This is a genomic window from Leptospira harrisiae (assembly GCF_002811945.1).
Lineage (GTDB): Bacteria > Spirochaetota > Leptospiria > Leptospirales > Leptospiraceae > Leptospira_A > Leptospira_A harrisiae.
Map to the genome: position 1 here is coordinate 235601 of NZ_NPDX01000001.1, position 25412 is coordinate 261012.

General features: G+C 38.7%; 24 protein-coding genes, 3 tRNA genes and 1 pseudogene. 16 read left to right on the forward strand and 12 right to left on the reverse strand.

Features of this window, described 5'->3' with window-relative positions:
- Positions 1–92 precede the first annotated feature (92 nt).
- Together CH364_RS01115 and CH364_RS01120 are read left to right on the forward strand one after the other, a co-directional pair.
- The gene (locus CH364_RS01115) at positions 93–1394 is read left to right on the forward strand and encodes a parallel beta-helix domain-containing protein (protein WP_165779467.1); all 1302 of its coding nucleotides are present in this window, start codon (positions 93–95) and stop codon (positions 1392–1394) included.
- A 21-nt stretch (positions 1395–1415) separates the two neighbouring features.
- A complete protein-coding gene (locus CH364_RS01120) occupies positions 1416–2504 on the forward strand; it encodes an SO2930 family diheme c-type cytochrome (protein WP_100741799.1) in 1089 nt (362 codons plus the stop codon).
- Positions 2505–2794: 290 nt separating this feature from the next.
- Here the strand turns inward: CH364_RS01120 and CH364_RS01125 are convergent, their stop codons facing one another.
- Together CH364_RS01125 and CH364_RS01130 are read right to left on the reverse strand one after the other, a co-directional pair.
- Positions 2795–3121, reverse strand: coding sequence for a nuclear transport factor 2 family protein (locus tag CH364_RS01125; RefSeq protein WP_100741800.1), 327 nt, complete (start codon positions 3119–3121; stop codon positions 2795–2797).
- A gap of 30 nt (positions 3122–3151) precedes the next feature.
- Positions 3152–3949 (reverse strand): SDR family oxidoreductase, encoded by a 798-nt coding sequence (locus CH364_RS01130; protein WP_100741801.1) that lies wholly within the window; start codon positions 3947–3949, stop codon positions 3152–3154.
- A gap of 124 nt (positions 3950–4073) precedes the next feature.
- On the opposite strand from CH364_RS01130, the gene CH364_RS01135 reads away from it, so the two are divergent.
- On the forward strand, positions 4074–4664 hold the full coding sequence (locus CH364_RS01135) for a TetR/AcrR family transcriptional regulator (protein WP_100741802.1): 591 nt from the start codon (positions 4074–4076) through the stop codon (positions 4662–4664).
- Positions 4665–4719: 55 nt separating this feature from the next.
- On the opposite strand, the pseudogene CH364_RS01140 reads toward CH364_RS01135, so the two are convergent.
- Positions 4720–4929 (reverse strand): annotated as a pseudogene (locus CH364_RS01140) (PIN domain-containing protein); the annotation flags it as partial.
- A gap of 361 nt (positions 4930–5290) precedes the next feature.
- A complete protein-coding gene (locus tag CH364_RS01150; RefSeq protein ID WP_002972591.1) occupies positions 5291–6313 on the reverse strand; it encodes a rod shape-determining protein in 1023 nt (340 codons plus the stop codon).
- A 144-nt stretch (positions 6314–6457) separates the two neighbouring features.
- Between CH364_RS01150 and CH364_RS01155 the strand changes: the two genes are divergently transcribed.
- From CH364_RS01155 to CH364_RS01165, 3 genes are all read left to right on the forward strand, one after another.
- Positions 6458–8059 (forward strand): Ppx/GppA phosphatase family protein, encoded by a 1602-nt coding sequence (locus CH364_RS01155; protein ID WP_100741804.1) that lies wholly within the window; start codon positions 6458–6460, stop codon positions 8057–8059.
- On the forward strand, positions 8056–10617 hold the full coding sequence (locus CH364_RS01160; RefSeq protein WP_100741805.1) for a SpoIIE family protein phosphatase: 2562 nt from the start codon (positions 8056–8058) through the stop codon (positions 10615–10617). Before CH364_RS01155 ends, CH364_RS01160 begins: the two co-directional genes overlap by 4 nt.
- 130 nt (positions 10618–10747) lie before the next feature.
- Positions 10748–11965 (forward strand): MFS transporter, encoded by a 1218-nt coding sequence (locus tag CH364_RS01165; RefSeq protein ID WP_100741806.1) that lies wholly within the window; start codon positions 10748–10750, stop codon positions 11963–11965.
- A gap of 97 nt (positions 11966–12062) precedes the next feature.
- On the opposite strand, the gene CH364_RS01170 is transcribed toward CH364_RS01165, so the two are convergent.
- Positions 12063–13541: a leucyl aminopeptidase gene (locus CH364_RS01170; protein ID WP_100741807.1), complete on the reverse strand. Its 1479-nt coding sequence runs from the start codon at positions 13539–13541 to the stop codon at positions 12063–12065.
- Positions 13538–14011 (reverse strand): thioredoxin-dependent thiol peroxidase, encoded by a 474-nt coding sequence (bcp, locus tag CH364_RS01175; RefSeq protein ID WP_100741808.1) that lies wholly within the window; start codon positions 14009–14011, stop codon positions 13538–13540. The genes CH364_RS01170 and bcp overlap by 4 nt, the downstream gene beginning before the upstream one ends.
- Positions 14012–14089: 78 nt before the next feature.
- Here bcp and CH364_RS01180 point away from each other — a divergent pair, with 78 nt between their 5' ends.
- On the forward strand, positions 14090–14485 hold the full coding sequence (locus CH364_RS01180; RefSeq protein ID WP_100741809.1) for a hypothetical protein: 396 nt from the start codon (positions 14090–14092) through the stop codon (positions 14483–14485).
- 27 nt (positions 14486–14512) lie between these two features.
- Positions 14513–15985 carry a potassium/proton antiporter gene (locus CH364_RS01185; RefSeq protein ID WP_100741810.1) on the forward strand — a complete coding sequence of 491 codons (1473 nt, stop codon included), beginning with the start codon at positions 14513–14515 and terminating at the stop codon, positions 15983–15985.
- A 15-nt stretch (positions 15986–16000) separates the two neighbouring features.
- On the opposite strand, the gene CH364_RS01190 is transcribed toward CH364_RS01185, so the two are convergent.
- Complete coding sequence (locus CH364_RS01190; RefSeq protein WP_100741811.1) at positions 16001–17371, reverse strand: APC family permease; 1371 nt, start codon at positions 17369–17371, stop codon at positions 16001–16003.
- Complete coding sequence (locus tag CH364_RS01195) at positions 17372–17887, reverse strand: LIC10415 family protein (RefSeq protein WP_100741812.1); 516 nt, start codon at positions 17885–17887, stop codon at positions 17372–17374.
- 174 nt (positions 17888–18061) lie between these two features.
- Between CH364_RS01195 and sppA the strand changes: the two genes are divergently transcribed.
- From sppA to CH364_RS01230, 7 genes are all read left to right on the forward strand, one after another.
- Complete coding sequence (sppA, locus tag CH364_RS01200) at positions 18062–19027, forward strand: signal peptide peptidase SppA (RefSeq protein ID WP_100741813.1); 966 nt, start codon at positions 18062–18064, stop codon at positions 19025–19027.
- Positions 19024–19632, forward strand: a complete 609-nt coding sequence (locus tag CH364_RS01205; RefSeq protein ID WP_100741814.1) for a hypothetical protein — start codon at positions 19024–19026, stop codon at positions 19630–19632. The genes sppA and CH364_RS01205 overlap by 4 nt, the downstream gene beginning before the upstream one ends.
- Before the next feature lies 1 nt (position 19633).
- Positions 19634–20374 carry a 5'/3'-nucleotidase SurE gene (gene surE / locus CH364_RS01210; protein ID WP_100741815.1) on the forward strand — a complete coding sequence of 247 codons (741 nt, stop codon included), beginning with the start codon at positions 19634–19636 and terminating at the stop codon, positions 20372–20374.
- Between the two features lie 5 nt (positions 20375–20379).
- On the forward strand, positions 20380–21051 hold the full coding sequence (locus CH364_RS01215) for a tetratricopeptide repeat protein (protein WP_100741816.1): 672 nt from the start codon (positions 20380–20382) through the stop codon (positions 21049–21051).
- A 59-nt stretch (positions 21052–21110) separates the two neighbouring features.
- Positions 21111–21182 (forward strand) — tRNA-Pro (locus tag CH364_RS01220).
- Positions 21183–21199: 17 nt separating this feature from the next.
- Positions 21200–21273, forward strand: a tRNA-Arg gene (locus tag CH364_RS01225).
- A gap of 16 nt (positions 21274–21289) precedes the next feature.
- Positions 21290–21361, forward strand: a tRNA-His gene (locus CH364_RS01230).
- 421 nt (positions 21362–21782) lie between these two features.
- On the opposite strand, the gene CH364_RS01235 is transcribed toward CH364_RS01230, so the two are convergent.
- Together CH364_RS01235 and CH364_RS01240 are read right to left on the reverse strand one after the other, a co-directional pair.
- The gene (locus CH364_RS01235) at positions 21783–22250 is read right to left on the reverse strand and encodes a DUF2798 domain-containing protein (RefSeq protein WP_100741817.1); all 468 of its coding nucleotides are present in this window, start codon (positions 22248–22250) and stop codon (positions 21783–21785) included.
- Positions 22251–22452: 202 nt separating this feature from the next.
- A complete protein-coding gene (locus CH364_RS01240) occupies positions 22453–23067 on the reverse strand; it encodes a DJ-1/PfpI family protein (protein WP_243401186.1) in 615 nt (204 codons plus the stop codon).
- An 89-nt stretch (positions 23068–23156) separates the two neighbouring features.
- On the opposite strand from CH364_RS01240, the gene CH364_RS01245 reads away from it, so the two are divergent.
- On the forward strand, positions 23157–23456 hold the full coding sequence (locus CH364_RS01245) for a DUF805 domain-containing protein (protein WP_100741818.1): 300 nt from the start codon (positions 23157–23159) through the stop codon (positions 23454–23456).
- A 121-nt stretch (positions 23457–23577) separates the two neighbouring features.
- On the opposite strand, the gene CH364_RS01250 is transcribed toward CH364_RS01245, so the two are convergent.
- Together CH364_RS01250 and CH364_RS01255 are read right to left on the reverse strand one after the other, a co-directional pair.
- A complete protein-coding gene (locus CH364_RS01250) occupies positions 23578–23991 on the reverse strand; it encodes a DUF1801 domain-containing protein (protein WP_100741819.1) in 414 nt (137 codons plus the stop codon).
- Positions 23992–24136: 145 nt separating this feature from the next.
- Complete coding sequence (locus CH364_RS01255) at positions 24137–25270, reverse strand: tyrosine-type recombinase/integrase (RefSeq protein ID WP_100741820.1); 1134 nt, start codon at positions 25268–25270, stop codon at positions 24137–24139.
- Positions 25271–25412: the final 142 nt, after the last annotated feature.

The window sequence follows — 25412 nt, forward strand, 5'->3', positions numbered from 1 at the left end:
CTCAATTCATTGATTCAAAAAAATTCTGTGTAGGCAAAGAACAAAAGCTCTTTAAATTTTCACCTGCTGAAACACAGAAGCTTCAGACAATATTGAACTCATTGGAAGAGTGTACTACCATTGAGTTGTCGGCAGGTAAGTTTATTTTTAATAACTCCCTTTCTATCTCTGGAACCAATGGCATCATCTTAAAAGGTGCAGGAAAAAAACAAACTACCATACAATTTGTCAATGCAGGGAATGTAAATGGTGTGGATATCGAAGCCTCGCACAATTTTACGATCCGTGACTTACAGATCTTAGATAGTCCTAAGAATGGATTAGAAATTCGACTTTCTGAAAACATACTAATAGATTCGATTGATGTTACTTGGTCAGCACACGAAGGAGAAGCAAAAAAGAAAAATGGAGCTTATGGTGTGTATCCAGTAAATGTGATCAATGTACTTTTGCAAAATACGGACACTTCGTACGCCTCTGATGCGGGTCTTTATGTTGGTCAATGTATCAATGCATTGGTTCGGAACAACCGTGCCGAACATAATGTTATGGGATTAGAAATTGAAAACACTGTGAATGCAGATGTTTATGATAACATTGTAACCAATAATACAGGAGGATTCTTGGCTTACGATCTCAACAAAAATACGATCGTTTCTCGTAACATCCGTGTTCATCGAAATCAAATTTTTGGAAATAACAATCCCAACTTTGCAAGTACTGGAATCGTCAAAACCGTTCCGGCCGGTGTTGGGATGGTACTCACATCCATACGAGATATCGAAATTTTTGATAATGTATTTGGTAATAACAATACTACAGACATCGGTATTATGAATGGACTTGTTTCGGAAACTCCTAATTTCTCGGAATGGCCTATGAACAATTGGAGAGCACATGATATTTATCTTCATGACAATACATTCCAAGATGGTTCAGGTAAAGCTGTAGACAATGGCCAAACCGACGAAAAAAGTCGTCCACTTGGTGTACTTGTTAAACTTGTTGCAGATGCACTAAATGAATACCAGATAAGCCAAGGAAAAAAAGCGGAACCAGTGCCAAACATTGTATATGATGGAGTGGAACCTGGATTTACCATTCTTGTGATGACAACTTGGTTTGGTAACCAGGCTGGCAATGCGAATCATATCTGTTTAAAAAACAATACAAAAGGTAAAATCCAACCAAGCATTCTCGATTTGAATTTGCCTGCCTTACTCAATAATTCTGAAGATCCAACAAAAGAATCCATTAAAACTGCAGTAATCAAAGGAGAAACAAAAATCTACAGAGCTACAGACAACCCTTCCTATGGCGGTGGACCAGACGCAGGTTTTGATTGTGAAGGCTTTCAATTTGAAGGACTTCCCGTAGAATTTCCCAAAATATAATCCATCAGTGAGAGAATACGAATGAGATTTAACCTTTGCATCCATTATCTTTTGGTTCTTTGTTTGTTTTCCTTTTGTTCCAAAAAGGCAAACTTGAATTTAAATGGGGAAGCAGTTAAGATTCATGAATCAATTTCTCAGTATAAGATCTTTGCGAATATCCAAAAGGATCATCTCAGTCCAATACCCAATGGATTTCGCTATGACTTAAATACTGCTCTGTTCTCTGATTATGCCAAGAAAGATAGAGTTATATTCCTACCAGATGGAACAAACATGGAATATGACTCAGAAAAAGAATTTCAGTTACCCATTGGTAGCATTATTTCTAAAACTTTTTCACTTCCAGAGAACTTCCGCACTTTTTCTGGGCAGGCAGGAAAACGCATTGAAACAAGACTTTTAATCCACCAACCGAAAGGTTGGTTTGCCGTCTCTTATGTATGGAATGAAGAAAACACGGATGCTTTCATTTCCTATGCTGGAGAGTCCATACCTGTGAAGTTTAATAATGAAAAGGGGGAAGAAGATTCCTTTTTCTATTCTGTTCCTTCGCGTAACCAATGTGCATCCTGCCACCAAGCCTATGAAGGTAGAACCCAAACCATAGTTCCTATTGGCATCAAAGCAAGGCATTTGAATAAAACGTATGCATTTGAAAATACTACCGAAAACCAATTAAAACTCATGGAAAAGAAAGGCCTACTTACCGGATTGCCGGTGTTTGGTGTTTCGAAATTGGCAGATGCTTTCGATACGAATGAAACTATTGAAAATAGAGCTCGAGCATACTTAGAAATCAATTGTGCACACTGCCACCAAACACGTGCAGCTGGAGGTATCAATTCTAAGCTCATTTTATCTTATGATGAAAGTGAAGGATCTCTTTTCGGAGTTTGTAAAACTCCAGGATCAGCTGGAAAGGGTGGTGGTGGATTGCGTTATGACGTTGTTCCAGGACATCCAGAAGAGTCTATCCTCCATTATCGAATGGCAACTAAGGATCCAGGAGCCATGATGCCTCAAATTGGCAGAGCACTTGTCCACCGAGAAGGTGTGCAGTTGATCTATGATTGGATCAAAGATATGCCTTCAAAAGATTGTCCATAAAAGGTGGGAAGTCATTTTACTAATAAGTTGGCGAACAGTCCTTCATAATTTACCTTCGACCAAAAAATGCGGAGCCTTTGAGTAAGCCGAAGGCCGTATCGAAAGGTGAACTATCTTATTCCTGGTTTAATGTATTTCTATTCGTCCAAGTAACTACCTGTTCCAAGCACCACACAAGTCAGTCTCTTCGAGTAGAATGATCATTTTCAACTACTAAAGAAGAAAATTTTGATAAAAAAGATCCGAGCTTTTTTAGATGGCTAACCTTATTTTCCTTAAGTTGATATTAGTTAGCCAATTCTAAGATCTTGTATCAAATCTGATACAATCTGGAATCGATAATCCAAAGTAATGGGACTGCCTGGAAAGTTTCCTGATACCTCTGCAGTGACAATGATTGTGTTATCCTTGTCTTTAATTGTTATGGGCCTAGATTTAAATTGGTACTTAGATCGAGTTTTTGTAAACCATTTACCAATGGCATTGTGACCAGATAACGTTTGTCCTTCGTCTAAAACTGTAGCTGTCTCCGTAAAACAAGAGAGAACGCCATTGAGATCAGATTCATTTGACGAATGGATATAAGTTTCAATAGGTGACGGTAGTTTTAATTTCATAGTGATTCCTTACTTTTACATTCCGTTTCTTTAGATGGTTGGAATTGTTCCACCGTCAATTATGTACTCTTGTCCAGTGATTGACGCAGCTCGGTCAGATGAAAGAAAAGCAATTAGCTCCGCAACTTCAACTGGTTTCGCCGGCCTACCGATTGGAATTCCTCCTAAGCTATCCATGACAGTTTGAGCTGCTTGTTTTATTGATATTTTATTCGTAATTGCAATTCTTTCCATCATCGCATTAGATGCATCGGTTGAAACCCAACCAGGGGAAACGACATTCACTCGAATCCCCTTTGGAGCAATTTCTTTTGAAAGACTTTTGCTGTAGTTTGTAAGAGCAGCTTTGGCAGCAGCGTAGGCAATAGTTGATTCATAAAGAGGCAAAGACCTTTGAATACTCGATACATGAATGATAGAACCAGATCCTGATTTCATCATTGTTGGTACTAGCATACGATCTAAACGAACGGCAGCAAATAAGTTCAGGTCGAATGCTTTCTTCCATTCTCCTTCTGTTTGAGCAATGAATCCACCACCTGGTGAATCTGAGCCACCGGCAACATGAACAATTAGATCTATTCCATTTAGTATAGCAATTGTTTCTTTCGAAACTGAATTAGTGCCTTCCACTGTAGTTAAATCTGCTTCGATAAAATGCACACCATTAGGAATCTCCTTACTTTTGTTCCTAGCTGTGGTCACAATTTTAGCACCTGATAGTGCAAATCGTTGGACAATTGCGGCGCCTTGTCCCTTAGTTCCACCAGTTATCAGGATTCGTTTGTCCTTGAATTCAGAACGGTTCACTTCGAATGGGTAATTCATATTTTTCTCCTGTTTTTCTATTTTAATACAGTTCTGTATTAAAAATCAACGTGAAAATAAATTTTTCTGTCTAGGAAGTGTGTTTTTTATTGTTTTAATACAATTTTGAATCAATAATAAAGACATGAAGACAAAAAAAGGTGAAAAAGAAAAGTTACGTCAGGTCATTTTGGATAAAGCGATAAACTATTTTAAGAAACGTGGCCACGGCGGTTCTGGTACTGATCAAATTATGACTTACATGGGACTAACGAGAGGAGCCTTGTACAGTCACTTTAAATCAAAGGATGACCTTTTTGCAAATGCAGTCTGTCATGACTTAAAGAGATTAGAGGAATCTCTGGTTCAACAGTTTACTGACGAAGGTTCTCTCGCACTAGAAAAAATTATAGAAGATCACCTTTCCGAAAAAAGTCTTAAAGATATCGAAGGAGGATGTGCATTTACTTCTCTAAGTAGTGATATGCAACGTTGCAAACCTTCACATCGAGGTCTATATGAAGTATACATGAATCGAATTTATGCTTTGTTTGCAAAAGCACTTCACGAACAATTTCCTGAAAATTCAGAATATGAATGCCATCATAAGGCACTTAACTTATATTCTGGTCTTGTTGGAACTCTAACTATGGCAAGGACAATGAAAGACCCAGTGAAGGCCAGAGAAATTCTTGAATCAGGAAAAGGGTTTTTAAAGAAAAGTTTTCTGCGATAAAACTTTAAGGTTAGGTGAAATATGTGATTGTTATGCAACGTCCACGTGTTTGCTGTTATTGATAAATGTATTGCAAATCAAGAGCTTTTAATATCTTTTTATCAAGAGTCCAAAGTTTTAAATTTTCTCAATAATCTAAAACGAATTCAAGCTCAGTTTTATTTTTGCAACCTTGTAAAATTTCTCCAAAAACAACTTCATGTGCAATGACTTCGTAAGCTTCAATAAATCCAGTTAATTTAGAAAAGAAAGGTTCTTTCCCTTTTCTTTAAGAAAAAAATCAGGCAGATGTCTCCTACAAAACTTAAAATCAAACCAGTTAGAATGAGATTATTGTACGTAGAATTGCATGTATTTGAAAAAACCCTAATAAAACCAAAAGAGATGATAAAAGTGGTTTCACACTTATTAGGCCTCTTACAGATTCTTTATGATAAGAGAGAGGTCGGTGAATCGGCGAGTTTATTTTTATGATCTAAAGTGAAATGAAGATAAGATTCCCCGCGCCCCGGATCGAAGCGGAAATCCTTTGCGAATGCAAAGATTGGAGCGGAGAGCCGGAAATGTGCGCCCAAAAAAAAAGGGAACTTTCGTTCCCCTTTTTCACATAACCATGTAACCGATGTTTATCTTATTCCTGGTTTAATGTATTTCAATTCATCCAAGTATCTTCCGGTTCCTAAAACCACACAAGTGAGTGGGTTTTCGGCACGGAAAACAGGAACTCCTGTTTCTTTCGTGAGGTAGTGTTCGAGACCACGAAGGAGGCAACCACCACCTGTGAGGACGATTCCTCGTTCTACGATGTCGGCCGCAAGTTCTGGAGGAGTTCTTTCCAGTACGGATTTGATTCCGTCTAGGATTTCGTCTGTTGGTTCTTTGAGGGCTTTACGGATTTCGTTAGAATCAAGTTCGAGTGTGCGTGGAAGACCAGAGATCGCATCACGGCCTTTCACTTCCATCGTGTCGACACGTTTGTCTGCGAATGCATTTCCAATCGTGAGTTTGATGTCCTCAGCAGTTCTTTCTCCAACGACTAGGTTGTATTGGTTACGGAGATATTTCACAATGGCTTCATCAAATTCGTCACCACCAGTTCGGATGGACTCAGCGATTACCATACCACCAAGAGAGATCACAGCGATTTCCGTGGTTCCCCCGCCGATATCCACAATCATGTTCCCTGCTGGTTCATGGATCGGGATGTTGGCACCGATGGCTGCGGCAAGTGCTTCTTCTATGAGGAAAATTTCGCGGGCTCCGGCTTGTTCTGCGGACTCACGAACGGCCCGTCTTTCTACTTCGGTAATTCCAGAGGGAACTCCGATGACGATGCGTGGTTTTACAAATGTAGTGCGGTTGTGGACTTTTGCGATGAAGTAACGGATCATCTTTTCTACAGTTTCGAAGTCGGCGATCACCCCGTCTTTCATGGGGCGGATGGCAACGATGTCACCAGGAGTCCTTCCTAGCATTCGTTTTGCTTCTTGTCCCACAGCGAGGACTCGACCAGTAGAGGCTTGGACTGCCACGACCGACGGTTCTGATAAGACAATCCCTTGTCCTTTCACATGCACGAGGGTGTTCGCGGTTCCCAAATCGATTCCCATATCGTTCGAGAAAAGTCCATAAAGGTTATCAAATATCATATCAGATCCTGGTGAAAGAAGTACGAAAGGGGGAATTTACGGTGGGTTCACACCAAAACAATAGAATTCTACCCGTTCCCCATAATTTTCGGCTGGTTTTTGCTTTCAACCGTAAAAATTTTCGATAGGCTAGTTAGATACAAAATGCTACCTTTCTCACAAATCTTACGAAAACCAAACCAGGCATTTCGCACGGAAAAGATCCTTGCTGCCATTGATTTGGGCACCAATTCCTTCCATATCGTTGTCGTAAAACTAAGACCGGATGGTACACTCGAATACCTAACCAAAGAAAAAGAATCCGTGAGACTCGGTAGCGGTAGCAGTGATTATGCGGTCATCCAGGAAGATGCTATGGAGCGGGGACTTGCTTGTCTCAAACGATTTCGCACACTTGCTGATTCGTATCAGGCAGAAATTCGTGCCGTAGCAACGAGTGCCCTTCGTGAGGCCGAAAACCGCCAAGTATTTCTTGACCGAGCGGAAAAGGAAACAGGCATTCAAATCCAAGTAGTCTCTGGAAATGAAGAAGCGAGGCTCATTTACCTAGGTATTTTACAGGGACTTCCCGTCTTTGAAAGACGAATTTTGTTAATTGATATCGGGGGAGGGAGTACGGAACTTCTTGTAGGAGAAAAGGGAGAGATTCTTTTTTCCACTAGTTTAAAACTAGGTGCTATCCGTTTAACAGAAAAGTATTTAAAAAAAGATCCGATCAGTCCTACCGATATCCAAAAATGTAGGATTCATATTGAATCGGTTTTATCTGCATTTTTACCGCAAATCGACACTTGGAAACCCTTTATGGTTGTGGGAAGTTCGGGAACCATCTCCTCTGTGACCTCGATTGTCCTTGAAAAAAAGATGGAAAAAAGGGACAGATTGAACGGAACAGAAATCCCGATTGATCTTTTTAAAGAAGCCCGCAAACAAATATTAGATGCTGATAGTTTGAAAAAAAGGCTTAAAATTCCAGGCCTTGATGCCAAAAGAGGAGACATCATTGTTGGTGGGGTTTTGGTTTTGGATGAAGTATTACAAAGGATCAAAGCTCCTTCTTTTACTGTGAGTGAGTTTGCCCTTAGAGAAGGAATTGTTTATGACACTATCGAATCTTGGTTTCGTCATAAAGATTCTTCATTACCGCCTTTAGATAATATTCGTGAAAAAGCAATCAAAACTGTTGCCAATCTTTATCCCCAAGGAAAAAAACACGCAGCTGCTGTTGTAAAAATCACCTTGCAGATGTTTGATGATTTGAAAAGTTTACATGGACTTGGAAATTTAGAAAGAGATTATTTAGAGACAGCTTGTTATTTGCACCAAGTAGGGCTTTGTATTTCTCATCACAATTACCACAAACATAGTTATTATATCATTAGAAACTCCGAGGCCATGGTAGGATTTTCCAATTCCGAAATTGAAATCATTGCTCTCATCGCACGTTATCATAGGAAAGGTGGACCCAAAGGAAAACACGAAGAGTTCAAAGCACTAAGGCCCGATGACCAACTCCTTGTCAAAAAACTGGCGGCCTTTCTTCGCATTGGCGACGGGCTTGATCGTTCAGAAAAATCCATCATTGAAAGACTGGATGCAGTGGTGGAACGAGGAAAAGTTCTCTGCAGGTTGTATCACACAAAGGGTACCGATCCTAATTTAGAAATTTGGTCAGTGGCAGAAAAAAAAGATCTTTTTGAAGAAACCTACGGTGTTTCTTTAGAGTTTCAAACCTTTCCAATATGAAATTCCATTTAAAATTTTACTTTTTTCTATTTCTTTTATTCCCTTTTGCTCTCTTGGCATTGCCTGTGGATTTAACAAAAAACTGGAATGTCAAAAAAGGTTGGTGGGAGTCTGAAGTTCCGATTGGTGTTAACTGGATTCCGTTGGAATCTTTGCCTCTTGTTTCTATCAAATCTCAATTGGATTTTCCTGAAGGCCAGTTACAACAAATCACAATGGTAAAACCATTTTTGTTGTCCGAAATTGATTTCAAAGAAACAGATGCCGATGTTTTTGCCTTTCATATACCTTGCGTTTCGAACGTGTATAAAGTGTATGTAAATGGAGCGTTGGTCGAAAAAGGTGGTGTATTAGAAAATGGCCATATTGTTCGCAATGGATTCAAAAGAAATATTCTGATTAAACTTTCCCGTAATTTGTTACAGACCGGTAAAAATGAAATCCGAGTCCTTCTTGCTTCAGAACCGGGAGAGGAATTAAACTATTGTAATGTTTTTAACGATTTTAATTCATCCATTGATCGTTATACGGTATTGAAAAAAGTTGAAGAAGAATATGCAACTTTCATGTTACTTTTTTTATACTTTTTTGTTGGAATCTACCATGGTTTGTTTTATTGGAAACGTCGGAATGAAACATACAATCTTTACTTTGCACTTTTTGCAGTGTTTTTATCTGCTTACCTTTATTTTAGGTCTCAGGCAATTTATCGATGGGACGTGGATTCTTTTACAACTACAAAAATAGAATATTTTATCGTTTTTTTGACTCCCACATGGCTATTGTTATTCGTTGATACTTTTTTTCGCAAACGAATCAGTCCCATCACAAAAGGATATTTTGTCTTTAGTTTAATACTGGCGATTGTTCAGTTTTTTGTGAGTCGAGCAAGTTCAGTTATACTTTTGCGAGTTTGGCAGGGATCTGTTTTGGCATTTAGTGTCGTTTTGTTTTATATCACAGTAAGAGCTGTGATGAAAAACAATAAAGACGCCAAGAGGTTGTTAGTTGGAATTTTGTTTTTGATGTTTACCGCAATTTGGGATATTTTGGGTGCATCGGGAATGATTCCAATACAAAATCTAAATTTATCAAGGTTTGGGTTTTTGTTTTTTGTATTAGGGATTGCTGTTGTTTTGGCAAACCGATTTTTGCGAGTCCATAAACAAGTAGAAGAACTAAATGCCAACTTGGAAAGAAAAGTTGTCGAAAGAACAAATGAATTACAAGAAACTCTCACGCGAGTCCAGGAATTAAAAGTCCAACAAGATGGAGATTATTTTTTAACCTCACTTCTTCTTGATCCACTAAACGATTCTCAAAAATCACATTCCGAGCTGATTGGAATCCAATCTTATACTAAACAAAAAAAGGAATTTGAATTCAAAGGAAAAACCAAAGAGATAGGTGGAGACTTGATCATCTGTGATGATATTGTTCTCAATGGTAAAAAATATTTTGTTTTTATCAATGGGGATGCAATGGGAAAGTCCATCCAAGGAGCTGGCGGAGCTCTAGTGTTAGGTGTAGTTTTTTTATCTTTTATCAAACGAACACAAGTTGTTTTGGAAAGTCAGTCCAAATCACCAGAACGTTGGATCAAAGAATGTTTTTTTGAACTTCAAACTATTTTTGAATCTTTTGACGGTTCAATGCTTGTATCCGTTGTACTTGGACTTGTGGAAGAGGAAACGGGAGTTTTGTATTATCTAAATGCGGAACATCCATGGACGGTTTTATATAGGGATGGAGTTGCTTCTTTTATCGAGGATGAGTTGGAACTTCGTAAAATTGGAACCAAAGGGATGGCAGGGGAAGTTCGTGTTAGAGTTTTTGTTTTGGAACAAGGAGATGTCATTTTTATTGGCTCGGATGGTAGAGATGATTTAATTTTGGAAAGTGGAGCCGATGGCACACGTGTGATGAACGAGGATGAAACAAAGTTTTTACAAGTAGTCAATGAATCTCACGGAGCATTAGAACAAATCGTCCAGAACCTCCAATCCATTGGTAGCTTTTCAGATGATTTAACATTATTGCGACTTGAGTGGAGAGGTTTTGCAAAACGAGTCGGAACCTCCTCACTTTCCTCCATCGGTTCAGACCATTTTTTATATTCTGAACTCCAATCGGTCTTAGAATCTGGAAACGCTGAAGAAACTTACCAAACCATCGAACGCATGTTATCAAATGAAAGTCTAGAGGATGACATTCGCATCAATTTGCTTAGGGAAAAGTCAAGAATCTCACTTTTATTAAAACGTTTTGATTCAGCGGTAGAATCTTTAGAATCTATTTTCCCTTATTTTGTGACTGACAATGAAATTTTATTACAACTAAGTTACGCCTATCGAAAATCAAAAAATATTCGTAAGGCGATTGAAATTGGGGAAAGGCTCCGTGCGAGGGATCCCAAACACATTCGAAATCTAATTAATTTGATCGAATGTTATAGGCTTCAGAAAAATGAAGATCGGGCGAAAAAAATTCTTTCAAAACTTGGATCCATTGCACCAGAGAATCCCCAATATTTGAAACTAAAGGAAATTTCCAGCTAAAGAAAGTTTGATGATCGACATCTGAATTTTTTTTCGTAAATCAGATTTTTCCTCCTTGGCGGCCTTAAAATGTCCGCATTGAGTAGTAGAATCATTCGTATATTTAGAAGTGACGGAAAAGGGAAATAGAATGGATTTTAAATTCAGTACATATCATGTCTTTGTAGTCGGTTTACTTGCTTTTTTGCAATTTACCGTGGTTCTTGATTTTATGATTCTTTCTCCCCTGGGAGTTCTGGTCATGGAAAAATTACAAATTTCGACCCAACAGTTTGGATTTGTAGTGTCTGCTTATGCATTTAGTGCTGGGATTTCCGGTATTTTTGCTGCAGGTTTTGCCGATCGATTTGACCGCAAAAAATTGTTACTTTTCTTTTATGTTGGATTTGTGCTCGCCACCTTTCTATGTGGAATCGCCACAAATTATATCTTTTTATTTGGCGCTCGCATTTTGACAGGAATCTTTGCAGGTGTTCTTTCTTCCATTTCCTTTGCCATTGTTGCGGATTTGTTTCCTTTGCAAGTGAGGGGAAGGGTGATGGGTTTCATTATGACTGCCTTTGCTGCAAGCCAAGTGTTTGGACTGCCCATCGGTATTTATATTTCCAATTTGTGGGGATGGCAGTCTCCATTTTTGATGATCGCTAGTATCAGTGGAGCTGTTGGATTCGTTATTTTCTTCTTTTTGAAACCACTCACAACTCATCTTGATCAAAAAACGGATATCCACGCATTCCATCACTTAGTGAAAACATTAACTCAGACAAAATATTTGCCAGCGTTTCTAGCTACAACCTTACTTGCAACAGGTGGGTTTATGTTAATGCCTTTTGGATCAGCATTTTCTGTCCACAACCTTGGCGTAAAATTAGAAGATTTACCATTGGTTTATATGGTAACGGGCGTTGTTTCTATGTTAGGTGGTCCTTTGATGGGTAGACTTAGTGATGCCATCGGAAAATACAATATGTTTGTGGTCGCATCAATCCTAGCTGCAGGTATCATTATCTATTACACAAAGATGGAAATCACTCCATTGCCGATTGTGATTTTTGTGAATTCCATTCTTTTTGTTTTTGTCGCTGCACGAATGATTTCTGCCAATGCACTGACATCTGCCGTTCCCGATTTACACGATCGAGGTGCCTTTATGGCGATCAGTTCGTCGATCCAACAAATTTCCGGTGGAATTGCAGCTTCGGTGGCTGGTCTAATTGTCATCCAGACTTCTAGTGGTTATATGGAAAGGTATGAAATACTAGGTTATGTAGTTGCCAGTGCCATCATACTCACTGTGATACTGATGTACAATGTGAATCAGATTGTCCTAAAAAAACATACGAAATAAATACATAGAAGAAATCTATAAAAAGTAAAATGGTAGGTTTGTTACAGAAGGCGGGAAAGATTCTCCCGCCTTTCTTATGTAAAAAATTTGAAATTGGTTATTTTTTTGATAATTCGTTCGCAAGATCCACTAACAAACGTACGCCGTAACCTGTCGGGCCATGAAATTGGGTTCCTGATTTTTTCTTTCTCCAAGCAGCACCGGCAATGTCGATGTGAGCCCATTGGATCGATTCATCCACAAACTTAGAAAGAAAAATTCCTGCAGAAATAGTTCCTGCCCCTTTCCCTCCACCAGTGATGTTTTTTAGATCTGCAATGTCTGACTTCAAATCTTCCCCGTATTCTTCCCAAAGTGGAAGTTCCCAAACACGATCATCCGAAGCTTCTGATGCAGTGAAAAGGGCTTCACGAAGTGGACTAGAGTTGGTAAGGATGGCGGCTGCTTCATGACCAAGGGCAATGATCACAGCTCCAGTAAGTGTTGCTAAATCCACCATATAGTCTGGTTTGTAGTTTTTGGAAACATAGGACAATACATCACCAAGTACTAACCGTCCCTCTGCATCCGTGTTTTGCACTTCCACCGTGGTTCCGTTGTATGCTGTATATACATCGCCTGGTTTGATAGCCTTTCCATCTGGCATGTTTTCAGCCACACCAATGGCGGCGACTATATGGATAGGAAGTTCAAGTGCGGCAATGGCGCCAATCGCATGTATGGTGGCAGCTGCCCCACACATATCATATTTCATTTCGTGCATTTCGCCGGGTGGTTTTAAAGAAATTCCACCTGTATCAAAGGTTAATCCCTTTCCTACGATGGCGAATTTCTTTTTGGCTTTGGTCGGTTTGTATTCTAAAATCACCATCTTCCCGTTCAGCTCTGAACCACGGGCAACGGCCAAAATCCCACCAAGACCCTCTTTTTTCAATTGAGGTTCATCCCAAACTTTAATGGAAAGTTTGTATTCTTTTGCGATTTCTTTAGAACGAGAAACAAAATCGTCGGGAGTAAAATAGTTTGCAGGAAGGTGTGCAATATGTCTAGCGCCATTTACATGTTTGGCGACAATTTTACTTTTGGAAAGTCCAGATTCAGCAAGACTAACAGCAGATTTATCTTCAAACTTTAGATAAACGGCACCGACTTTCTTTTTTTCTTTTTTTTTGGTTTGTAAAACAGAAACAGGATAACTTCCTATAAAAAGAGTATTCGCAATTTGATAAGCAATACGGTCTGCTGAAAACTTTTTAGAAAGAGATTTAGAGATAATAATCTCAAGACCCATTCCATCATAACTTAGAATTTTTTCCCCGTATTTAAAAAAATGGGAAATAAACTTTCTAAAGTTGAGTTTTTCCTTTTCACCTAATCCCAGATAGATGGCCTGTTCCGATTCATCTCGAAATTCTTTTCCAAGTTCACCTGAAAAAACTTTGGTTTCTATTTGGACCGGGAATTTTTTCCCCAGTTCTTCTTTGACATCCTCTTGGAAGATGGGGATGAGTTTGTAAAAAGTTCCAGATTTAGGGGAACCGATTTGGATTTGGAGTGGAGAGATTTCTATTTTCATTTCCCTTGGATTTCCTGAATGTCTTTAATGATTTCTTCAACGTGTCCTTTCACCTTCACGCTGTCATAGATTTTTTTGATTTTTAGAGAACTGTCGAGAAGGAAGCTAGATCTTACAATTCCCAATCCTTTTCTTCCCATAAAAACCTTTTCTCTCCAAACTCCATAGGCCTCACAGATTTCACCCGATTCGTCAGAGATAAGATCAAAATTGAGTTCTTGTTTTTCAATGAACTTGGTATGGGACTTAGGATTGTCTTTAGAGATTCCCACCACATTGAATCCAAATTTTTTCAGTCTTGCAAAATTGTCACGGAAGTCACAAGCTTCTGTTGTACATCCTGGTGTCATATCTCTGGGATAAAAATAGACAACGATCCCATTTTTCCCTGTTAGGTCAGCGAGTTTTACTTTTTCGCCGTTTTGGTTGATACTTGTAAAATTGGGGGCTTTTTTCCCTACTTCCAACATAATTATCTCTCCTGGTTATTGCATACTTTTAGACAATTTTCAGTTGTCAATTTCGGAATTTGGTTCGATACTCTTTGTATGGACTCCAAGGAAAGAGCAGCACTGATTCGCGAAGCAAATACTGCCTTCAATGCAGGCGATATTCGTAAAGCACGTGAACTCTTCCTCAAAACTGACTACAAAGATGGTCTCATCCGTTTGGGTGATCATTTTATGTACGATCGGAAACTTCCTATGTTGGCCTTTGGATACTATAAAAAAGCCGGTAGACAGGACAAAGTGGACGAAATTTTCCAACGTATGGTCTATGCACTTTCTGTTTGGCTTGGTCGTGACAAATGGAAACTACCCAATGCAACAAACCAAATGGAAACGAAAGGAGTTACCGACTCTCGTCCGCTCAACCCAGATGATTTTGTAGTGCATCCCATTCTAAAAGCAAAGGCTTTAGAGATACTTTCTTCAAATCGATAGTCCATTCGGATCGTCTAAGGAATAAACATGATAGACAGTTTTACCTTACAAGCTCTTGTTATCTCTACTCTTATTTTATTTTCAATTTTATCGAGTAAACTATTCTTCCGCTTTGGATTTCCGATCTTACTTATTTTTTTAACTTTTGGTATGTTAGCTGGTGCTGATGGCCCAGGACAAATTGATTTTAGTGATTATGGTTTAGCTCAATCCATCGGGATTTTTGCTCTCATTTATATTTTGTTTTTGGGTGGTCTTGAGAGCGAGTGGGATAGTTTAAAAAACTTTTTGGCAGTTGGGATTCGTTTGTCTATCATTGGTACGATCCTTACAGCGCTGATTTTAGGTGTTCTCATCCACTATTTATTTCCCGTTTTGGGATTTATGGAATCTTTTTTACTTGGTTCGATTGTGAGTGCGACTGATGCAGCTTCAGTTTTTAATATTTTTAAAACAGGATCTTCTGATTTACCTGTTCATTTAAAAAAGATCATCGAATTTGAATCTGGTTCTAACGATGCGGTGGGTGTACTCTTAACAACCATCTTTATGAACCTCATCACGGCCGATGCAAGTTTTAGTGGATTCCAATTCTTTCGATTTTTTGTCATGCAAGTTCTTGTAGGATCAATGATGGGATACAGTTTGGGGATCCTTATTCTTTATTTGATGAACTCCGTCAAACTTGGGTATGACGGTCTGTATTTAGTTTTTATCACGGCCTCTGTTCCTTTTATTTATGCAGTCACTACTGTGTTCCAAGGAAATGGATTTTTAGCGGTTTATATCGCTGGGATCATTGTGGGTCGAAACAAATTCATACATAAAAAATCCATTTTTCGTTTTTTAAACGGATATGTTTGGATTTTGCAGATTGGAATGTTCCTTTGTTTTGGGCTTCTTGTATATCCTTCTCGGATGGTAAATATTTGGGTGCCGGGACTTCTCATTGGGGTATTACTCATTCTTTTTGCAAGACCTGTGGCAGTGTTTATTTCACTATTCCGTGTGAATTTACCTGTTAAAGAAAAGTTATTTATATCTTGGGTTGGGTTACGTGGTGCTTCACCAATCATCCTTGCTACCTTTCCTATTGCCCAAGGATTGGTATGGGGGGACTTACTCTTTCATATTGTATTTTTTGTGGTTCTTGTTTCCCTTCTTGTCCAAGGTTCGCTTATCCCTCGGGTGGCACAGTGGTTAGGAATTTTAAAAAAGGATCCCGATCGTAAAATTTACCATCCTACAGACTTTGATAACATTGAGTTTCCAGGAATGACTTTACAAGAGTTGATAGTTCCATATAACTCCAGTGTGGTGGACAAAGCTTTGTTTGAAATAAAACTCCCAGAGCAGTCTCATATTTTACTCATTGCCCGTGGGGAACAATTTTTGATTCCTTCTGGAAATACACAAGTAAGAGGTGGGGACGTGATTTGGGTCTTGGCAAAAGACGAGGTGATGCCAATCATTGGCAAAACTTTTATGGCAATTTCATAATTGTCTGCTTAATGATTACCTATTAACTTTTGCCATTTTTTTATCCAATCGAAATCCGTAATATACAGGAAGGGCAATGAGAGTAATCATCAGTCCCCAAGATGCCGTAACAGGTTTTTCGATGAATAGAATCATCATCACAGCAATATTAGCTAAAATATAAAGAAAAATAGGCAATGGATAAAAAGGAATTTTATAATCTGATTTCATTCCCATCCTTTCAAACCGAAAGGGAGTGGCTGCTGTAAGACAAGACAAAATCAGAATCGAACAAGTGATCATGTAAAGCAGGGCTTCGATTTCTTTAACAAACAAAAAGAGAATCGCCACGAAGCCTTGGAAAAAAATAGAAACATAAGGACTATGCCATTTGGGATGGACCTTGGAAAAAGAGGGAAGGAACACTCCATCTCTTGCCATTGCAAAGTACACTCGACTTCCTCCGATGAGAATTGCCGACATCGATCCCAAAATTACCCAAGCAATAAAACTCGTAGTTAAAATTGAATAATTTATACCAAATAACTTTTGAAAGGCGATTGCTCCAATCCCATCTTGGCCAGCTAATTCTTCAATAGGAGCTGAAATCACAAAAAGTAAATTGATAGCGAAATAGAGTCCAGCCACAAGAAAACAAGCAGTGATGGCAGAACGAACAATGGTTTGTTCTGGGTTTTTGACTTCTTCCGCAATATAGGTTATCATATTCCAACCCAAATAGGAGAAGGACACAGGCACAATCCCAATCAAAACCTTGGAGTAAAAAGAAAGTTCCATCAGATTGGGAAAGGGAGTGTTCCATAAATAAGACCAGTTAGTGTTTCCCATTGAAAACCCAAGCGCTAGAAAGAGAAGAAGGCCTGTAATTTTTAAGACAGCAAATACATTTTGTACACGGACTGCCGATTTAATTCCAAAGAAGTTGAGAATGCTAAAAAATAGAATTGGTAAAACGCCAATGAAGGTAATGGAACTGATTTGTAAATCTAATCCAAGTAAGGTGTAAGTAGGTGATTCCCAAACGGGAATTCCTGGAAATAAAATTTGAACATACTTTCCAAAAGCGAGAGCGAGTACCGACACACAAGCAGAGAAATTGGTGAGTAAAGAAGACCATCCGCTCATAAAGGCGATGGCAGGGGAATAAGCAACTTTTAGATAAACATAATCTCCGCCAGCAAAAGGAAGGAGACGTGCCGCATAAGCATAAGTGATGGAACCTGAGAGGGCCAAAATTCCGCCCACAATCCAACAGAATAAAACTATCCAGAGGTTTCCCGTTTCTTTGATTAAGTATCCAGAGGTGAAAAAAATTCCCGACCCCACCATGGAAGAAAAGAGTACGGAAATGGAATCAAAGGTATTTAAAGTACGTTTTAATTCCAATTAACCGCCGAGGAGTCGTTTTACCATTGTTTCAGAAATTGGTTTCATAGAAGAAGCAGACAAAGTTCCGATTTTACCTTTGAATTCTTCTGGGCTTAACATCATTCCAAGAGAAAAGATATTTTCGCTTTCTACTTCCTTTTTCTTTAGTTCTGCAAGTAGGCTTGAAATATTCCCTTTGCTATTCTCTAAAATTTCTGGTTTGGTAAACTTTCCCTCACCTAACTCTGGGAACAGTGGTTCACCTTCAAAAAGAAGTTCTTTGAGTTTGTCTTCTTCTTGTGAGTTATCTTCCAAAAGTCCAATCCGAGATTGTTCCTTGGAAAGTTGTTTTTGCAATTCAGTGAGTCTTGATTGGATATTATGGTACTGAACAGGAAGGCTGACAACAAAGTCGGATTTTTCATCAGACTTTTGTACAGGAACTCCTGATTTTCCAGAAACATCTTTAGTGTCCTTTTTGTCCTGGACTAGTTTTTCGGCTGAGTTGAGGAGACGATTGAGACGAACATCCATGTCCTACCTTCCTTGGTAAAGGCCTTATGTCTCGGCGGTGCCTGGACACAAATCCTATGACTACCTGTCTAATTTTCGGTTAGCCCGTACAAGGAAAATAAACTTTTTCTAAAAAAAAGTAAAGAATTATTAAAGTTGACTCGGGTTTTTGCAAGGTTTTGCTTGTGGGAGTTTATGGAAAGAAACCAATTTCTTCTCTTTCTCTCCTTTTTGTTCTCCACCGTTGCCACAATTCTCGGAATTGCCATTTTGGTATCTGGATCAAGCCTTGCCCGTTTTTCTAGTGGGACCGGCGGTAGTCTTTTCCAAGCCAGTGAAATTGGTGCTGTCGTCATACCGATCGTAGGTGAAATCCATTCCGGAGAATCTACTTTTGATTCCACAGGTGCTGATACCGTTTTACGCCAATTACGCGAATTGGAAGAGGACGGAAATATCAAAGGCATCCTCATTGAAATCAACTCTCCCGGTGGAACCGTTGCTGCTTCTCAAGAAATTTTCAACGAACTGCTTCATTTACGGAAAACCAAAAAGATTGTTGTGAGTATGAAAGACGTAGCAGCATCCGGCGGGTATTATATTGCCGCCGCTTCCGACTATATCTTTGCACAAAACGGTACCATTACAGGTTCCATTGGAGTCATCTCTTTTGCACCTAACGTGAAAGGGCTTTTGGATCGTTATGGGGTAGGAGTTCGCACCTACAAAGCTGGGAAATACAAAGATATGTACTCTCCTTTCCGTGATTCTACAAACGAAGAAGACGATATGATTGGAAAACAGTTGCAAGACACCTATCGTAAGTTTGTCGAAGATGTTGCTAAAGGAAGAAACAAAACTGTTAAATCCATTGAAGAGTTAGCAGAAGGAAAAATTTATTCCGGTGAAGATGCATTCCGTAACAAACTTGTGGATGACATAGGAGGGAGACGGGAAGCTCATAAAAAACTTTCAGAACTCTGCCAATACGATGGCCTCATTCCACTCTTTGAACAAGAGATCTCTCCCTTCGATCGTTTTTTACAAACATTGGGTGTGAGTTTTCTCGGCGATCATTCTCATGTATCCAAAATTAAATCTCTCATCCAATCACAAGTGTTGGTGATTTTACCTACGGCTCTTGGAAAATTAATGTTATGAGAGATTTTTTCTTTGATTTAGTGGATGTATTGGAATTAGTATTTTTGGATCCTCTTCGTTATTCAGAGGAGGTCCAAGAAATTCCATTTGCGGCAAGCCCAGTGTCGAATTGGTTGTTTTCTATTTTTTCCGCCTTATCTTTGTCAGTGGGGATGAGTATCCTTTCGGCTCCTTATACAATTTCTACATTATCGTTTTTGTTTTTTGGTTTTATCGCCAATTTATTACTCTTTCGATTTTTTCCTTTTTTTTACTCTCTAGTCGCTGACTATTATGTACAAAAAAAGGGAAGGACACCGAAACTTTTATTTTTGATCCTCTTTGCTAGACACTCCGTCGTACTTTTTTTGTTATTTGCTCCCGTTTGTATCGTATTTCATGCATTAGGACTTTCAGGGCTTGGTTCTGGATTATTTTTGCTTCTCAGTTTTATTTTGTTATATAGCCTAGTTGTTTCTCGAGGATTAAAATCTATTTATGAATTAAGAAATCGTGATTCTCTTCGGTTTTCGTTTTATGCACTTGGACTCACCATTGTTTTTCCTTTTCTAATGAATTTGTATACAGCAACGAGTATCCTGCAATCGATATCGGGCGGTTTTTAATTTGAATATACTCATTACGAATGACGACGGGATTTCTTCCGCCGGAATCAAAGCTTTGGAACGTGTCCTTGGTAAATCTTTTAACACCTATCTCATTGCTCCTCTAAAAGAACGTTCTGTCACTTCGATGGCACTCACTGTGTTCCAGGGGATGAGAGTCGAACGTATCAACGATAACCACTACATTGCGGATGGATTTCCTGCTGATTGTGTGAATATTGGATTGTATGCAGAGATCTTTCCTAAAATTGATTTTGTGATCTCAGGGATCAATCGTGGTGTGAATATGGGGTATGATGTCCACTATTCAGGAACGGTAGGTGCTGCCAAACATGGTGCCCTTCATGGGATTCCATCGCTTGCGGTCAGTTCAGGTCGGATTGATCCAGATGATGGTTATACAAAAGAAGCAGAACTGGTTTTATCTTTTTTAGATAAATACAAATCACAGATAGAGTCCGGTGAAGTTTGGAATTTAAACTTTCCTCCCGAAATTTCTGGTTCAGGCACATTAAATGAAATTGTATTTACGAGACTTGGTCGTCGTCGTTACTCCGAAAAATATGAAAAAAAACAAATCATCGAAGGAGTCAGCGAATTTCAATTAAACGGAAGTTTGCTTGGACACGACGAAGAAACAGGCACTGACTTTGAGGCTTATTACCAAGGTAAACTTCCAGTGACTCCCATCCAATTGGATCTTACTGAAAAAAAACGACTAACAGAATTACAATCTAAGTAGAACTTATGGCAGAAGAAACAGATTACCTCGGTTATATGAACAAAGGCAATTATGCTATGGCATTGAATCTTTTGGACCAGGCCTTACTCCAAAATCCAGAAGATCCTATCCTTTTGTATAATTTTGCTTTGTGTTGTTTTCAGACTAAAAATTTCAAAAAATCGATTCAGGTTTTGGATCGGATCCTCAGTGAATACCCTGGTTTTATTGAACTGGATAATGTGTACCGCCTAAAAGTATTTGCACTTGTGGAATTAAAGGATTGGGAATCGGCAGAATCCATTATCAAAGAAAGATTACAAGTGGCTGTGGATGATGCAAAACTCCTTTCGTTTTTAGCCCATGTTTATGAGTACACCCACAGATTGGAAGAGGCCATAGAAATCCATAGAAGGATTTTAAGGCACACTCCCGATTACAAAAACAGTCTGAACTCTCTTGGATACCTTCTTGCGTTGAAAAAAAAGCCAAACCCCGAGGAACGTGCGGAAGCCATTCGCTCGTTAAAAAAAGCATTGGAACTGGATCCAAACAATCCGGCCTATTTGGATTCCTTTGGTTATTTTTTGCAAACCATTGGAAAACCAGAAGAAGCATGGAAAGCTTACCGAAAGGCCCTGCAAAAGAACCCAAACCATCCGATCCTCTTAGAAAGATTGAAGAACCTAAAGAAATAAATCTCCGTTTTGTTGACACAGTCCCTAAGCCAAAAACACTGGTGTTTCAAGGACTTTCTCGGGATGTAGCGCAGTGGTAGCGCATCTGTTTTGGGTACAGAGGGTCGCAGGTTCAAATCCTGTCATCCCGAATCAGTTGGTTCTATCCGACCCGGTAGCTCAGCTGGATAGAGCAACTGCCTTCTAAGCAGTTGGTCGGGGGTTCGAATCCCTCCCGGGTCAAAACGTTTTAGAAACGGTGGATGTAGTTCAGCGGTAGAGCCCCGGTTTGTGGTACCGGTCGTCGCGGGTTCGAATCCCGTCATCCACCCATTAAATCGCCTTCGGCGATTCAAATTCCAAACAAATTAATATTAGAAACCAAAAGATTGGGATTCGAACGATTTTGCGATAGAGTTCGAGTAGTCAATTTGGCAAGACACCTTGCCTAATTGGCGTTAAGCGAGAACGACCGAGCGCAAGGATGTGCGAGGGCTCGAAGGAAGACGGCCTGGAACGAGTTCGACCCGGACGGGAGAACCGTGTAAGGCGAAATCCCGTCATCCACCCATTTGTAATTTCCCCTTCAACGAATATATTATCTTAAAAATTTCATGGGCGCCTTGCGTTCGTCTGGCCCTCCGTGGCCAGAACTCCTGCTCGCACCCTTCCGTGTATGCTGTTCGGCGGCCTAGGCATGTTGAAGAAAGAAATCGAGTTCATTGGGAAATTTGATACAAATAAAGAGTTTTTTAAGAAACAAGTTTTGATTTGTTAAATAGTTTTAAATGGATAATGCGAACGATGGGGCCAACAACGAGTAGTTGAGCAAGAAGTGCCACCGGATAATTTTTTAAGACCGAACTTATGTAATGTTCTCGAAAGTGGTTTTCTGTTCCAATATTGATAAGGGTTGTGATGAGTGTCATCAGCAAACACATCGAAGTAACCATAAGTAGAACCATGATTAAAATATGTTTAAACTTTGGATCACTCGGGGAGACAAAAATCTTATGTAATTTTTGTACATTGTGGCTAACCACCAATTGTTCTACTGCAAATGCGATTAAAAAAATGGGAATAAACTGTCTAACAATCATTAGTAATGTATTGGTATGAAACCCAAAAATTAATATGATATTGTATGATAACATAACTGTTACCATACCAATTGTCATCAGAGTAGAAAAAACTGATTCTTCTTTAAGGATTCGATTCAAGAAATCTCCTTTTCATTTTTTTGGGAAATGAAATCAGGAGCACAATTATTTTTATAGTTCGTTTTGGCAATAGATTTCATCGGACAAGATTCCTAGTATCCTTATCCAAGTATTTGCCATGAAAAGAACATAGATAAATTTGTTTTAAAGATGGGTCGTAGAAATATTTCGGATAAAACGGTAACTCATCGAATGAATTTCCTTACAACCGATTTGATTCTGGATTCCAATCGTATTCCATGCGTCTTGCGGTTCGAATGGCTACGTCCAATCCAAATAGTTTTTGAAGAAGATAAAAACTCAAATGGATTCCAGAGGAAATTCCTCCTGAAGTAAGAATTTTCCCATTATCAGTATATCTGACATTTTCTTTTATATCTAACAGTGGATAATTGTTTTTTAGAGTATCCATATCCATCCAATGAGTGGTGACATCTAGGCGATCTAAAAGTCCTATTTCTGCTAATAGAAAAGCACCTGTACAAATGGAAGCTAAATGCTTAACTTCTAAGTATTTAGCTTTAATCCAACTAAGGGTTGTTTGATTTTTAATCTCTAACTCTTCGGCACCGAATCCGCCAGGAACTATTAAAATGTCAATCGGCGGGCAATTTGCGTAGTCGTAGTTAGGCAAAACCATGAGTCCGTTCCTTGCTTTAACGGCTGAAAGATTTTCTGCAACTAGAAATACCTTACATAATTTATTGTGATCGTTGGTTTCTGCGATAGAAAATACTTCGAAGGGTCCAGCAAAGTCCATTACTTCCACTTCAGAGAATACTAGAATTCCTATATGCAACATGGATACAAACCTCATTTTTTTACTTTACTTTATAAATAATTAATTTCTAATATGCGTCGTTTCTAACGAAACAAAATAAGTGATTCACTGGAAGGTAAAAAAATATGTCATTCCAAGATGCGATTAAGGTATGTTTTCAAAAATATGCTGATTTTAGTGGCAATGCAAAAAGACCAGAATTTTGGTGGTGGGTTGTTTTCTGCATCATTATTAGTGCAGGACTCAACATGATCATTCCGATCATCGGAGGAATTTTTTCCTTAGCAGTTTTGTTGCCAAGTTTGAGTGTCGGTTCCCGTAGACTTCATGATGTAGGAATGAGTGGTTGGTGGCAATTGATTGGTCTTACAGGAATTGGGTTTCTTGTGTTGATTTATTTTTGGGCTCAGAAAGGAAAAGGTTAGAATTTTACTTTGCCTTGTTAAATCTCCGCGTTAGGGAGACGCAGGGCTTGGTCACCTACCATTGTTAGATGGTGGGTGACGGGAGCGAAAGCGAACCCCGGAGTGGCCCGGCCCTTTTTCATTAGGAATTTGAAATTTGGTTAAATTGGGAACGCACTATTTTTTTTTTATAAATACGATGATCCACTTCTATTGCATTTTTAATAAAAGTGATTAGGTCAGATTCGTTGATTTCATCTTCCGAATGAAATGTGATACAATAAACTTGTTTACGATTTTCTTTTTCTAGTTTTTGATTGGGGTCGTTTAACAGATATCCGTTACAAAATCCAAACTGCACTCCAGATTTTGGGCCAGGTTTGATTGAGGCTGGCCAAATAAAACATACACGGCTATTTTGAAAGTAGTAGAGGACGGAATAGGAGATCCTTTCTTCGAGAGTATCAAATGGTTTTAAAATTTCTTTTAATCGCATTACAATAGAAATCTCAGTTTCTGTTAAAGAAGAATAGAATTGTTCGAATTTGTCTTTCATTGAATTGTAATGGTTTCGGTCTATCTATCAAAAAATGAATGATTAGAGAATCAAGGAATTTTGGTTTACGTCAACCAATTGTTTGGATAGGAGAAGATCGTTTCTGGATGAAGAATGTTTTGAGAGGATCAATCGATAAAAGTGATTATTGGTCTTTCTTTTGGTTTTCTGGTAAAAATATGGTTTTTTCTTTTTGATTGGAAATTCTATCTAAGGGGCTAACAATATTTTCTAATCGGCTTCTGGCAACTTTTGTATAAATTTGAGTGGTTCGGACACTGGCGTGTCCGAGTAATGTTTGGATCATACGAAGGTCCGTTCCCAATTCTAAAAGATGAGTGGCAAAGGCATGCCGCAAACTATGGAAACTGACTTTCTTTTTTATTTTCGCCTTTTTTGCTGCATTGGTGAAAATGCTTTCCGCCGTACGAATGTTAAGTGGTCTATTGTTTAGACCTGGAAACAGCCATGGGTTTGCTCGCATTTCATTATAACTTTGTTTCAATAACAAATTGTAATCTCTAACTTTTAAATATTCTTTAAGTTCTTCTACAAGTGAACTTGCAAGTATGGTATACCTATCTTTTTTTCCTTTTCCTTGTGTCACTCGAACCATATTTCTTTTTAGATCGATATCAGTTATTTTTAAATGAATTACTTCGCTCACACGTAATCCAGAAGAGTAGCTGATCAAAAGTAACATTTTGTGTTTTCGATTGGGTAAGGCATTAAAGATGGCTCTTGTTTCCTCTGCAGATAAAACTTCTGGAAGTTTGGATTCCACTTTCATCTTTGGAAATTTTAAATTGGTAAACTGGTTTCTGACTTCGCGAAAATAAAAGATAAATGCCTGTCTTGCGGAACGAACACTTGAAGATTTGGCACCACGTTCCATGAATAAATGATCTAGATAATTTTCTAAATCTATCATTCGTATGTTCGAAGGAAGTTTTTCTGTAAACATTAGTAACCGAAATAGGTGAGAGAAGTAGGTTTTGGTAGTGCAAAATGTAAAATTTCTTTCTCTTGTGGCTTTGAAATAGTCCTCTAAAATTCCACATTTTTTGGGAATTTCTTTTGGTGAAATCCGAATATCATCCGATTCAAATGCATCTAATACTTGTTTTATGATTTTTGGATCATTTGGATAAGACCATGACTTGGTCACAGAATGGTAACAAGCATTGGGAATTGACTTTGCAATGGAGAAAAAAGTTTTAGAAAATCCAAATTGCAAATGGAACCGATTGTCTTGAACGGAATAACGTAGTTTGATCATTTGACACCTAACCTTGTATTGGTAAGTGTAATAGGTGGAATCCTTTCTGTTTGGTTCTTGATTTTGGAAGTTTTATTTGAGTTTCGTTTATTTTTGTGTGCGGTGGGTTTTGCGCGTGAATATTGTATCCCCGCCCTGAATT